The sequence below is a fragment of the Pseudophaeobacter sp. EL27 genome, assembly GCF_900313025.1.
Taxonomy (GTDB): Bacteria; Pseudomonadota; Alphaproteobacteria; order Rhodobacterales; family Rhodobacteraceae; genus Pseudophaeobacter.
The window spans coordinates 47542-60539 of sequence record NZ_OMPQ01000004.1 but is presented as its reverse complement, the minus strand read 5'-3'; the positions used below and the strand labels follow the sequence as shown (position 1 = coordinate 60539).

Here is a 12998-nt window from a genome sequence, read left to right as displayed (position 1 = left end):
TCTGTAGAATGGCAAGGGCTTTGGGCTCACTGCCATCATTCGCCGTGACAGAAGCAAGCGCGTGAGCGCCATGACCTTTGTTGCATCTGAAGTGCAGGTTACCAGTAAAATCGGCTCTGTGAAGAGACCGCCCATCCCATTCCGCCCGCTTAAAACATTTCTGACTGATCCAAAGTCATTTTTGGGCCGTATAGTGAGTAGGAGGAAGAAAAATGTTGATCAAAACTTTTAAAACCACCTGGGCGTCTCTGATGGATGGTCGGGAGAACCCGTTACAGAACATTCCACTCCCTGCAGCATATATGCTGATGCAACTCCTAGCCTGGATGTGGAGTGCAGTCTTTTCAATATCGATTGGTAGCTATTTGGCATTCGGTATTTCGTCTATCGCACATGTCTTGATTTTGAGTGCGGTTTTTACGACTCTGGTCGTGTTTCAGAGCACTCAAAATCCCAATTTGTTACAAAAGCGATAACCATGAACTGCACTCATGATGTCTCTCGTAAAAATGTGGGAGAGCATCGCGCACTGATTGTGGGGGGCTCTGGTGGAATAGGTGCTGCTTTGTCCCGCGCACTCGTATCCAAAGGCGCTGATGTGACGAACTTGTCTCGATCCAGCGATGGTTTTGATATTTCGGATCCAGACAAAGTGAAACTTCATATGGACCACCTCAGTGGAACGTTCCAAACGGTCATAGTAGCCAGCGGTATTCTCGCCTCTGTGGGGAAGAGACCTGAAAAGTCGCTGAATGAGATCGATGCTGATCACATGATGCGGGTTCTGGCTGTGAACGCGATAGGGCCAGCGCCTATGGAACGCACTCGCTATCGCCCAAGTCATCGAAATCTAAAGGCGTGGGCCGTCTTCACGGACGGCCCGGAGCTGACGTTGGCCGTGTCAGGTCAGCTGCTGTGCAGCTTCACCAAACCAGCCATTCACCCCGTGCTGCAGCACTTGTGACCACTAGAGGGTAGGACTGCGGACGAAGTGTGAAATCGCTGCGTTTGCGCAGAAGGCTGCTTTCGCGCGCTTTGTAGCCTTCATTTTAGATTGCACACGAGCTTCACACATCCAGCGGTTACAACCGTGGACTAGCCGTACAGTCTGTCCATTCCTACATAAAGCAATCCTCATCAGTCACGATGAGCTGTACGGCGACCTTACATCCCAGACTGAAGAAACCGCCATGCGATGGCACAGCCTGTGAACGGCTACTGCAACGCCTCCAACAAAGGCAGGCCCACCGCACCGCTGAGTGGCTTCGTGCGCATGATCGAGGCAATAGTAGCCGCCACATCGACCGTCTCGACGCGGCGTTCCACGCGGGCGTTTACGATACCGGCTCCAGAGAAAATGACAGGAACGTGCGTGTCATATATCCATGGTGAACCATGGGCTGAGGCCACAGTCAGACTGTCGAACTCGGCCACGAACCAGTGAGGCTCGAACACCACGTAAATGTCGCCAGATCGGTCGGCATGAAAGTTCGCCATCACCGCACGGGCGATTTTGGTATCCGGGACCGCGCCGCGCCGCAGGTTCGAGCTGGTGATGGCAAAGGCGATGCCGGGCATTTTCTGAAGCTCCGCTGCCACGGCCTCTTCGACCTCTGCCAGCGTGGCGCCTGCCGCCTCTATCGCAGCACGGTCAAGGTAAACGTAAGGGTTGGTGAAGCTATTGAGCAGGGCCTCGCCAATCCCGAACCGCTCTTTCAGCCGTGCAAACCCAGCTGACTTGGCAGCGGCTTCGAATTCGAAACTCTGGGCTTCGATGCCCAGACTGTTGAGATAACCCGGCGCCTCGGGCGCACCGTGATCGGACGATAGCACAACCAGCGTCTGGTCAAGGCCCACGCTGTCGTCAACAAAGTCAAGAAAATCCGCCAGCGTCTGGTCAAGACGTTTGAAATTGTCCTCTGCTTCAAGGCTGGACGGGCCAAAGATGTGGCCAACATAATCGGTTGACGACAAGCTGACGCTCATGAAGTCAGGCACATCATCCTGCCCTACCGCTTCTGCGCTCATCAACGCTTTGGCAAAATCCACCGTGACCTCATCTCCAGCCGGGCTGAGCGTCAGCAATGTGGTATAATACCTGTTGTCTTCCATAGGGTAGGCATGCGGAAAGGTGCGCCCGAAACCGGGGAAATCGGTCTCCCAGGGCTGATCGTCCTTGTCCCAGAACAAGTAATTCTCTGCGGGCAGCATCGGCGTCCAGACGGAATCTGCATAGGAGTTCACGAAACCCTGGAGCTCCCAATCAGACATCCATGCTGGATAGTCCTCGCGGTAAAAGGTGGAGGTGACAAAACGTCCTTCGGACTTGGAGAACCAATAGGCCTGCCCTGAATGACCCGCAAAAGAGATCGCCCCCCGGTCTTTGACGGAGACGCCAAAAACCTTGGTGTCAGGGCCATAATGCATACGGATCTCATCACCAATTGTCGAGGTCAGGATGTTACGGGGCGAGCGTCCATCCGTGGTCGCGGCGCGTTGGGTCGGGTCTATTTCAGTGCCTGCATCAACGCCCAAGGCCCCCACCAGTGGATAATCGGGATCCTGCACATTGTAAAAGGTGGTGCCTGTGCCACGGTCAAACCACAGATTGGCAACCATGCCGTGGATGCCCGGATCAGTGCCGGTAGACAGAGTAGTATGGCCAACGATTGTCTCGGTGTTTGCGTGGCGGTGATGGGCATTGGCGAAATGCACACCGCTTTTCAAAAGGCGGTTGAAACCTCCTTTTCCCAGTCCCGCGCGGAACCGATCAATCATATCGCCACGCAACTGGTCCACGGTGATCTGCAACACCAGTTTTGGCGGGGCTTCAGCTTCCTGTGCAAAAGCAGTCGTGGAAAGCAACAGGGTAGCTATACCGGCGGCATTTAGTGCGGGAATGCGGCCCAGCATGATGTCTCCAGTCATGAGAAGCTTGTGCGACTTCGAATTGGCCTGCGCCAGCGATCCGAATAACGCCACTTGGGCAAAGGACCCGCAAGCCTTGCGCCTGCGGGTCCCATTCAGAGCTTAGTTCGAGCTCGGGTTGCTTTGCAGGGTTTCCAGCACGGCATCCAGGTTGAAGCTGCCCGGCGCCTGACGCGGCGGATACTGCTGGTAGGTCGCCAGATGCTGCGCCACGTATTGCACTGCAGGCAGGATCAGGAACACCCGGTCAAAGCGCCACATCGCGTAGTTTTCTGACTCCTCGTCGGCCTTCTCGAACGGGTCGCCCCGCATGTCCATCAGCTTGGGCACACGCAGAGTGATCAGGGGTTCTTCCCAAACGGAAAACCCTTCCGCGCGCTGCTCCATGAACACCATCTTCCAGCGGTCATAGCGCAGGTTTGCAAGCGAGCCGTCATCGGTCCAATAGAAGAACTCCTTGCGGGGCGCTTCATCGGTTTCGCCGCTAAAGTAGGGCATCAAGTTGTAGCCGTCCAGATGCACCTTGTAGTCACGACCAATGGCCGAGTGACCTTCCAGCAGCTTTTCCTTGACGTCCGGCTCACCAGCGGCTGCCAGCAGTGTCGGCAGCATGTCCTCATGGCTGAACACATCGTTATACACCGTGCCGGGTTCGATCACGCCGGGCCACTTGATCATCGTGGGCACGCGGTAGCCGCCTTCCCAGTTGGAGTTCTTCTCATTGCGGAATGGCGTGCTACCGCCATCCGGCCAAGTGAACATCTCCGCCCCGTTGTCAGAGGAATACATGATGATCGTATTGTCAGCGACGCCCAGTTCGTCGAGCTTGTCAAGGATCTGACCGACATGGCCGTCATGCTCAACCATCCCGTCAGCATAGATACCAAGGCCGGTCACACCCTGAGATTCGGGCTTGAGGTGCGTGTTGACGTGCATCCGTGTGAACGCGACCCACATAAAGAACGGACGTTCCGCGTCAACTGCACGCTCCATGAAGTCGACCGCCCCGGCAAGGATTTCCTCGTCCACGGTTTCCATACGCTTCTTGGTCAGCGGTCCTGTATCTTCCAGGTTGCCGTCAACGTTGGATTTGATCACACCGCGCGGGCCAAAGGCCTCACGGAATGCGGGATCCTGCGGATAGTCGGGATGCTCTGGCTCTTCCTCGGCATTCAGGTGGTAGAGGTTACCGAAAAACTCGTCGAAACCGTGGTTCGTGGGCAACATGGAATCAAGATCGCCGAGGTGGTTCTTACCATACTGCGCCGTCATGTAATCGTGGTTCTTCAGCAGCCCCGCAATCGTCGGATCAAGTACTGACATGCCCTCTTCGGCACCTGGCAGACCAACTTTCAACAGTCCTGTGCGGAATGGGCTTTGTCCGGTGACAAAGGCGGCGCGCCCGGCAGTACAGCTTTGCTGGCCATACCAGTCAGTGAACATCGCACCCTCATTGGCAATCCGGTCGATGTTGGGAGTCTGGTAACCCATCATGCCGCGATTATAGGCGCTGGTGTTGTTCCAGCCCACATCGTCGCCCCAAATGACCAGAATATTCGGCTTGTTTTCCTGCGCCGCTGCCGCGCCCGACAACGCCACAAGCGCTGTGACTGCCACAACTTTCCACCGTCTTAAATAAGTGAATGACAAGGTAATATCTCCCTTTGGCATGAAATCATGATATTCAGTCGATATTGTTGAGGCTAGCGCGACGATCGAGAATAAGCCACTATTAGTTCCAGTTTGCGAATTTCGTCCGCAGTGTTTTGCTGGTCCGCCAACCTGAGTTCGGTGTTCGCATCTGCCACTCAGCTGGCGGTGCGCCGGGTCTCTTACATAGGTGCTGGTATCGATGAATTATTGCGGAATGATCAGCCACTAAACTGCTTGAAGTCATCTGCTGCAGGAAAGGGAAATCATGAAAGTCTCCAGTTTTGCCGGGTGCCTCACCGCAGTTTTATTGGCCAGCACGGTCCCTGCAACTGCTCAGGACAGATCGTGGGACACATCTTTTACGTTCTACCTTTGGGCGGCTGAAACGGATACGGCGATCACGACAGCTTTGGGTACCGTCGAGTCTACGCTGCCCTTTAGCAACGCTCTCGAAAACCTTGATTTCGCCTTCATGGGAGCGCTCGAAGCCCGCAACGGTCCATGGAGCCTGATCGGCGATTTTGCCTATACAGATATTTCCTTTTCCAGCAGCACGCCCGGACCTGCCTTTGGCGGTGTCGATGCGGATGTCAAATTGCAAGTGCTCAATGCATATGGGTTGTACAATGTGCGCTCCTCGGGTGCATGGTCCATCGACCTGGGCGCCGGCGCGCGCTGGTTCGATGCAGACACCACGCTAACGCTGTTGCCGGGCGCAGCCGCCGGTCGTTCACAGCGCTTCAGCGACAGTTGGATCGATCCGGTGATTGCTGCGCGGTTCACCTACGAAATCTCCGACCGCTGGACTGCGGCGGGCTTTGTGGACTTTGGTGGTTTCCGGAGCGACAGTGAATCCTGGCAAGCGCTTATCACTGCTCGTTTTTCTGTCAACGACCAGTGGAGCATCACAGCTGCCTATCGCTACCTCGACATCAAGCATGGACCCTCAGATGACGAGTTTAAGCTTACGCAATCTGGACCTATTTTCGGAGTACGCTACGATTTCTGAGTGCCGCCGCGCTCTGTGCCGTCCGTCCCGCCCCCAAGTTCAAGCATACAACAGTTCTGAACGGGCAAACGCTGTGCCCGACTGGGCGCGCGCCGTCCAGCCTTAAGCTTTCTATAACTGAAGTTCCGCCCGGATAAGGGCCAGCTGGATGCTGTCAGGATTGGCCTCAATGGCACGGTCCACAGTTTCCCGCGCATCATCCCGGTTACCCATGGCGTCATGAATGCGGATCATCATCACCCACCCCTGCTCAAGTTGGGGGTCCAGCGTAACAGCTTCTCCGAAAGCTTGCAGCGCGGCACCCATGCGGCGTGTAGTCAGACCGATACCTGCCATCACCACTTGCGTCTCGGGGAAATCGGCCTTGGCGAGAAGCGAGCCTTGCCAGTCCCGCATAGCCCCGTTCAGCGCTCGCGAGATCCTGTCAGGCATGCGTGCGATGCGCAGGCTGAGGAACTCCCGTGCGGCCGCAATGCGAACGGTCTTTGCCGGATCTTCCAACATCGCAGCCAGCACGGCCGGGCGCTCGGTTTCCGGTGCGCCCCTCTGCAAGCCAACTGCGGCCGCGCGCACGATCGGGTCGGGATCCTCCAAAAGCGGCGCCAGTCGAGCTGCAAGTTCCGGAGACGCCACGCGTGTCAGCATCTCGAGTGCCGTGGCACGCGCGATCCCTGGCAGCACGGCATATTCGGCAAGCGCGACCAGTTCATCAGTACTTCCTGTGAGATCGCGGCGGCCGACGGCAAGTGTCTGGCCAAAATGCGGCCCTCTATGCGCACTGTCGGGATACCACTTGGCGATCGCTTCAGCTGCCCATTTTGCGGTCTGATCGCTGTGGCAATCGGTACAGGCATTGGGGCTGCGTGTTTCAAGGCTCTGATCAGGGCGCGGGATGCGGAAGGAATGATCCCGGCGCCCGTCGACCACCATGTAATCCCGCTCGATCATATGGCAGCTTTTGCACTGCGCGCCTTCGCTGCCCACGGGATGAAAATGGTGCGACGGATCATCATAGGACTGCAGCGCAAGTGTCGGGAAGTCTGCATTTCCCGCCTCGGAATGGCATTGGGTGCACAATCCGTTCCCTTCGACGATAAGCTCCGCAGAATGCGGCTCGTGGCAATTGCCGCAAGTCACGCCCTGCGCGTACATCTTGGATTGCAGGAACGAGCCGTAGACATAGACCTCGTCTAGGATCTGTCCGTCCGCGTGGTAGCTACCGTCGCGTAGGGTGCTGAGCCTGTAGGCGTTATGAAACGGCGTTCCGGGCAGCGGATTGCCGTCTTCGAAAGGTTCGCGGCGGGCGTGACAGCTTGCGCATTGCTGCAGCATGACTTCTCCGCCTTGTGACATGGTGATCGTCAAGCCAGTGTTGGACAGGCCGGTCCAAGGTATTTGCGATGTCTCCAGTTTTCCGGCCCAGGCCAGGTGCGCTTCGCCTGGTCCGTGGCAGGCTTCGCACCCTACACCGATTTCAGCTTGCGTGCTGGCGTAGCTGCGTTTGGTCGGCGTGTAGTTCTTGTTGAAATCCGTGGCATGGCATTCGGCGCAACGCGCGTTCCAATTCTTGTAGGGACCTGTCCAGTGCAACCCGTCGCCACCGTAGAGCTCCTGATCAGGATAGAGGTGATACCACTTCTCCTCCTCGATATCCCAGACCACATCGAACGACTGCAATCTGCCCTCCTCGGTTTCCAGCAGGTATTGCTGCAAGGGCTCTACGCCAACTACACTATGAACCGGATATCGGGCCATACGCCCGTCTGGCCCATCGGTTTCGATCATGTAGGTTTCGCCGTCCCGGTAAAACCGAGACATGATCCCGTTTTGTGTGAAAGTCGTGCCGCTGAAGTCACCCAGTACGTTTGCATCCGTGGTCTTGGTCCAGGCCTTGGCATGGTGCGAGCCCGCCCATGCCTCTGCTGCCTCCTCGTGGCAGTCCGTGCAGGCCTCCGAGCCAACATATTGCGGGTGCAGATCGCTTTGGGCGATCACAGGCACCGCAAAGCACATTAGCAGGGCGGCAACTCTCGCAAGCCTGTTAAATCTGAGTGTCATGGTGCCGGAAACCTTAATAACCTCCTGGTGCCTTTTTTGCCCGTCAGGGTAATGGCTAGCTGCGTCAGCAACAACCGCAAAACCTTGCATGACAGTATATTGGGCAGCCATTTCACATCAGACGAATGGGTTCAGAGGCGGTAGTCTCGTGGTGTTACGAGCATCGTGCCGGAGAAAAAGGGGGCCGCGCTCATTGCGCAGCTTTTGTCGGATTGTCTGCCAGTGACGCTCGGTTACGTCTTCTGATGCATTGTCTCGGTAAAGTGCGCGGCCAATTGCCTTAATGGCATCCTCAAGCGCCTCACCGGGTGCAACACCGCGTGCAGACCGCTGCTCCAGTGCCAGAAGAACGCCGTTGAGGTCCTTCGCTGCGGCCTTCTTTTCAGCCACACGGTGCGCAGCAATGGCCGACGCATCATAGCGAGCCTGCAGGCGGTGCACGCGCGGCCGTAGAGCAGGATAGAACCAGCGTAGAACCAGCCATGCCACTGCGGCAGTTACCACGAGTATCAACACCCCCCGCAACAACGCTTGCCGGTCAACGGAGCCGCTGATCCGCGGTGGCTCCGTAACGAGAACCATGCGCCCGGGCAAAACGATTTCCTCGATTCCCCCAGTTTTCAGATCAAACCATTCGAGCGTTATGTCCGGAAAAACTGTGGCGCCTCCACTTTGCGCGATGTAGCTTACAGTCTCGGTGCGCGAACCGGACATGACCCCGCGCTCAAGGCTCTCGGTCACGCGGGCATCTTCGGGATAGGGCGTAAAGCCCGCGACCGGTGTGCTTTCCGCGTCGTCGGAGGCTGCCACCGTTAGCCTATGTGGCGATGCACCGTCCAGCAAGGGCGGGACGAAAAGAGCGCTGGCACCCGCAACGGATATTTCCAGTTTGCGGACAACCGCGTCCCCCACTGAAAGCTCTTCATCGCCGCCTTGCCAAGACTGTTCTATGCTCAATCCGTTTGCGAGGACCAGTGGATCAAGAGAGCCTGCAGCCTGAGGCACGATCGCGGTGATGCGCATTGCAGGAACTGTGACAGTCAGTAGCACGTCCTCACCGCTTTCTGTGTTTTTGTAGACAATCGACAGCTTCTGTTCGGGGGTTTCTGTCACGCCCGCCCGCATGGGGTAAATCCGATAGGTCCGCTGAACCCCCGCCCATGTAGTCCCATCAATCCGCGAGCTGACCGGTGTCGTAGACCGCGCCGGCAGCCGCACGATCAGCCCCGGCACCTTGAAGGTTGGGAATATCGGCGGTTTGGGCATGAACGTTGGCACAAGAACCTTAAGCCGCAAAATGTAAGGCTGGCCAACGATGACTTCGTCCTGCTCTGCGGTCACAGTAATCTGCGGATCCTGCGCGGTGGCCATACTAGCAAGCATGCAAATGCAAAGACAGATCAGAACGGACCACCGGGGCATCACTCGGACCTCCGCGAATTTTCAAGCAGAAAGCGGGTCGCGAGGAAATCGCCAACCTGAGTATCGACGGCACGCATCCAGTCTTCGGTGCTAAGACCCTGCGCAGGCCCGTCAGGAGCGTCTTGTTCGACCAACATATCGTCGCCCTGACCGCTTTCATTGTCATATACAATCTCGTCGGCACCGATGCCCGTTTCCTCACCCGTGTCCGACGCCAATTGGGCATTTTCAACGTAGTCTACAATCGCGCGCGCCACTTCCAGATTTGCAGCCGCAGCGGTGTGGTCTGGGTCCCGTTCAAGCGCTTTTTCAAAGGCGCGGACGCCCGCGCGATATTCGCGGTTGCGTAGCAAGGCCACGCCTTCGCCATTGGCGGCTGCGGCTGTTTCGATAAAGCCGTAGGCTTCAGCGGTTTCTTCGTAGCGTCCGGCGCGCAGAAGGGCGAAAGCGCGCTGCGCGGGATCCTGAAACAGATCAGTTGCGCGGCTGAAATCCTTGTTTTGCATCGCAATCTGACCCTGCTGATCCCGTGTCAGGAACCAGTCGCGCCAGTCTTGTGCCTGTGCTGGCGTATTCTGGGAGGTGAGAAGCCAAGTCGCCAACGTCAACCGCATCGTCCAGCCCCTGCGGAACCAGGGCAGAAACAACAAAAGAGCTGCCCAGGCAAGGATCCATCCCTTGTCTTCCCAATCCTGGCGTACGTCCTCCAAAAGGGCCTCGCGATAGGCGGATAACACCGCTCGCTCGATCCGGTTCAGATCGGTGTCATCCGGACTGAAGTTCACAACGGTACTGTTTTCGATCCGTTCGATCTGGGGGAGTTGACCCGCCGCCGCTCCCACTACGAAAAAGATTACCGGTGGACGGTTTGCCGCGGACGCATTGAGCGCGTTCACATTGCCAGGGCTGAGGTCATCCAGAACGAACAATATCGCACCTGGTGTCTCGGACCCTTCCAGTTCTACTTTTGCGAGTTCCAGCGCCTGATCTGCCCGGTCCCCGGACACCGGCATCATGTCAGGGGCCAGACCGGACAAGTAGGATTTCAAGATATTGGGGTCTTCAGTCAGAGGCGTGACTCGATGCGCGGACCCGGAATATGCGATCAAGGCGGTCTGAGCCCCTGCGCGTCGCTCGATCAGATCAAGGATCTTGAACGACGCCCGTTTCAACCGCGTCGGCGGCACATCGATGTTTTTCATGGACGGCGTGATCTTCAGAACCACTGCCAATGGCGCAGTTTGCGCAAGCAACGGGTTGGCCACACGGCTCCATGTGGGGCCCGCCGCTGCTAACACCAGCAGCCCGAGTGTCAGTGCAACCCCATCGATGGGATAGACCTTTCGCCCCTCATGCAAACCAACGGTCAAAGCGCGCGCCAGATGCGGTGCGATCCCTTCTGACAGCGGATCATCGCGCGTTTTTTGCCAGCGTATACGCCACCAGATCAGCGCCAGTGGCACCAGTGTCAGCAGCCACAGCGGACGCAAGAAATGGAATACGCCAAAGAGGTCAGCCACGCTTTACCTCCCGCGCTGACCAGAGCAACATGCCAAGCATCATTGCAAAGCCCAGAAGGGCCGCGGCGGTAAAGGCATAGTGGCCAAATTCGCGCCTCGGCTGAAACGTCGTCGTGTCCACCAACCTTGGATTTAGCCGGTCAATTTCAGCGTAGATCTCTGCAAGCCCCTGTGCGTCGTCCGAGAAGTAAAAGGCACCGTTCGCCTGCGTGGCCATCGCCTGCAGTGTGTCAAGATCGACGCGATTGTCGCCACTTGCCCTCGGGTCCCCTACCCCGATGGTAAAGATCTTGACGCCCGCGTCAGCCGCGATTGCAGTGGCGTTGAGCGGGCTCATCTGGCTGTTGGTGTCCGCGCCGTCACTTAGCAAAACAAGCAGCTTCTGCTCGATCTCAGAGGCCTCAAAGGTACGCAACGCCAGTCCAATTGCATCTCCCATGGCCGTATGCGGCCCAGCCATGCCCACTTCGGTCTGCGCCATAAGCTCCGCAACACTCTCCAGATCTTCGGTAAAGGGCGTCTGCAGATATGCGTTGGATCCGAAAACCACCAGCGCGAGCCGATCACCCTCCCGTTCGGCGATGAAGGTATTGATCACGTCCTTGACCGCCGCAAGCCGTTGCAACGGATTGCCCTCCCTGTCGCGCAGATCGCGCGCATCCATCGATCCCGAGATATCAACGGCCAGAACAAGATCGCGTGCCGCTTTCTCGATCACAATCGGTTCGCCCAAGATCTGCGGTCGTGCGACCCCAACAACCACCAAAATCCAGCACAAAACGGCGACTGTCATCTGTGCCCGGCCCCTTTCTCGGACAAGCGAGCCTGAAGAGGGTGTCTGGCCTGCCGCGGCCGCGATGCTCTGGAAAAAGGGCACTCGCAACGCCTGTGCGGTTTCCTGGTTTGCGGGAGCGAAAAACCATACCAGCAAAGGCATTGGCATGATCAAGAAAGAGAAAGGCGCAGCGAAAGACAGCATCAGGATGTTGGCTCCGCGAGGTGGTGAGTTCTGATCCAGGCTTCGGCCATCGCCGGGAGGTCCTTGTGAGGCGTTTGCGGACTGAAGGGCGCTTTTGCCAGAACGCGGCCCGCGTCCGAACGGGTAAAGTTCGCCGAATTTGACGTCACGTCGAGGAATTCAAGCCATTCGGCCCCTTGCAGTCCGGCGACAGCATCGCGTGAGAAGACTGCCAGTGCTGTGCGCCGCAAGATAGCGGATATGGCAACCGGATCGTCGCCTGCTGCGCGCAACGCGGCCAGGGCCTCACGGCGGTACGCAGTCGCGCGGTGCCACACCACCAGGCGCCAAACCCCAAGACCAACGAGTAAGAACATCGCCAAACCCAGCCAGATCCAGCCTGCGGTCTGTGGCCACATCGATACGGGCGCGGGTGCATCCGGCAATACGAGAAGGTTGTAAAGCTCAACTAAATTGAGGGTTTCGAGGTCATTGCTCATCTTACTATGCCGCTTCCGCCACCGCGCCCACCAAGCAATCGCAACAATTGGGGCAGCGTTTCCTGCGCGCTCGTCAAAGGCACTACGGGCACTGCGTATCTGGACGAAAACCGGAACAATGATGCCAGGCGGCCGGTGCTGAAATCAGCCAATTTTCGACGCACCGTGTCATCGCCGATATTGACCTGCGCTTGCAGGGTGCCGTCCGAAACCACGATATTCATTTCGGGCGGCAACTGTTCCGACGTCGGATCAAACACACTGAACAGGATCAGTTCGTTGTGCTGCGCAATCGCGCGCAGGTTCTTTTCGGTTTCGGGGTCCCATCCATCGAAATCGCTGAACACGATGACCAGCGCACCAGATTTGACGATGCGCGCTGCCGCCCGGATTGGGTCGCTGAGCGGGATAGGTTCAGCCAAGGGAGCATTCGCATTCAACCTGCAATTGGCCCTGGCCAGGAGGTCGAGAAATCTGTTGAGCGACCGTGCAGAGGATTGCGGTCGCACTTCCTGCCATCCCTGGTCGTCAAAAATGATGCCGCCGACCCGGTCCCCCTTATCGCGCACCCGAAACGCCGCCACCGCAGCAGCTTCTGCCGCGGTCACAGATTTCATGTTCAGCGCACTGCCAAAATACATCGACATGCGCTGATCCACGATCAACATAACCGGGCGGTCGCGCTCTTCGGTATAGACCCGCACGTAAGGTGCGCCTGTGCGCGCCGTAACCTTCCAATCTATGGTGCGCACGTCATCGCCTATGGCGTAGTGGCGCAACTCCTCGAAATTCAAACCTCTGCCTTTGATCTTTGACGCATGCTGGCCATTGAGAATGCTGTGTGAGGGTTGACGCAGCCGGAAAGAAATCGCGCGCCCGCGCCCTTTCAGCCCGCGCAGATGCGCAAGATCAACATGTATGCGAGGGTCGCGACTGCCGAGCATAAACTC

General features: G+C 57.5%; 11 protein-coding genes. 3 read left to right on the top strand and 8 right to left on the bottom strand.

The window, feature by feature from the left end; all coding sequences use genetic code 11:
• Nucleotides 1–212: 212 nt before the first annotated feature.
• Both ED661_RS02200 and ED661_RS02195 read left to right on the top strand, forming a co-directional pair.
• Entirely contained in the window at nucleotides 213–476 is a 264-nt protein-coding gene (locus tag ED661_RS02200; protein WP_122072329.1) for a hypothetical protein, read from the top strand.
• A 2-nt stretch (nucleotides 477–478) separates the two neighbouring features.
• Complete coding sequence (locus ED661_RS02195; protein ID WP_122072328.1) at nucleotides 479–964, top strand: NAD-dependent epimerase/dehydratase family protein; 486 nt, start codon at nucleotides 479–481, stop codon at nucleotides 962–964.
• 251 nt (nucleotides 965–1215) lie between these two features.
• On the opposite strand, the gene ED661_RS02190 is transcribed toward ED661_RS02195, so the two are convergent.
• Both ED661_RS02190 and ED661_RS02185 read right to left on the bottom strand, forming a co-directional pair.
• Nucleotides 1216–2913 (bottom strand): alkaline phosphatase family protein, encoded by a 1698-nt coding sequence (locus tag ED661_RS02190; protein ID WP_122072327.1) that lies wholly within the window; start codon nucleotides 2911–2913, stop codon nucleotides 1216–1218.
• A 117-nt stretch (nucleotides 2914–3030) separates the two neighbouring features.
• On the bottom strand, nucleotides 3031–4578 hold the full coding sequence (locus tag ED661_RS02185; protein WP_254054746.1) for an arylsulfatase: 1548 nt from the start codon (nucleotides 4576–4578) through the stop codon (nucleotides 3031–3033).
• 268 nt (nucleotides 4579–4846) lie between these two features.
• Between ED661_RS02185 and ED661_RS02180 the strand changes: the two genes are divergently transcribed.
• Complete coding sequence (locus tag ED661_RS02180; RefSeq protein ID WP_122072325.1) at nucleotides 4847–5590, top strand: outer membrane beta-barrel protein; 744 nt, start codon at nucleotides 4847–4849, stop codon at nucleotides 5588–5590.
• A gap of 111 nt (nucleotides 5591–5701) precedes the next feature.
• Here the strand turns inward: ED661_RS02180 and ED661_RS02175 are convergent, their stop codons facing one another.
• The 6 genes from ED661_RS02175 to ED661_RS02150 all read right to left on the bottom strand — a co-directional run bounded on the left by ED661_RS02175 (nucleotide 5702) and on the right by ED661_RS02150 (nucleotide 12992).
• Nucleotides 5702–7648, bottom strand: a complete 1947-nt coding sequence (locus ED661_RS02175; RefSeq protein ID WP_254054745.1) for a multiheme c-type cytochrome — start codon at nucleotides 7646–7648, stop codon at nucleotides 5702–5704.
• A gap of 117 nt (nucleotides 7649–7765) precedes the next feature.
• Entirely contained in the window at nucleotides 7766–9019 is a 1254-nt protein-coding gene (locus tag ED661_RS02170; RefSeq protein WP_162930007.1) for a BatD family protein, read from the bottom strand.
• Nucleotides 9020–9069: 50 nt separating this feature from the next.
• A complete protein-coding gene (locus ED661_RS02165; protein WP_122072322.1) occupies nucleotides 9070–10590 on the bottom strand; it encodes a VWA domain-containing protein in 1521 nt (506 codons plus the stop codon).
• Entirely contained in the window at nucleotides 10583–11383 is an 801-nt protein-coding gene (locus ED661_RS02160) for a VWA domain-containing protein (protein ID WP_216822428.1), read from the bottom strand. Before ED661_RS02160 ends, ED661_RS02165 begins: the two co-directional genes overlap by 8 nt.
• 185 nt (nucleotides 11384–11568) lie before the next feature.
• Nucleotides 11569–12048, bottom strand: a complete 480-nt coding sequence (locus ED661_RS02155; protein ID WP_122072320.1) for a DUF4381 domain-containing protein — start codon at nucleotides 12046–12048, stop codon at nucleotides 11569–11571.
• Nucleotides 12045–12992: a DUF58 domain-containing protein gene (locus ED661_RS02150; RefSeq protein ID WP_122072319.1), complete on the bottom strand. Its 948-nt coding sequence runs from the start codon at nucleotides 12990–12992 to the stop codon at nucleotides 12045–12047. Before ED661_RS02150 ends, ED661_RS02155 begins: the two co-directional genes overlap by 4 nt.
• Between the last annotated feature and the right edge of the window lie 6 nt (nucleotides 12993–12998).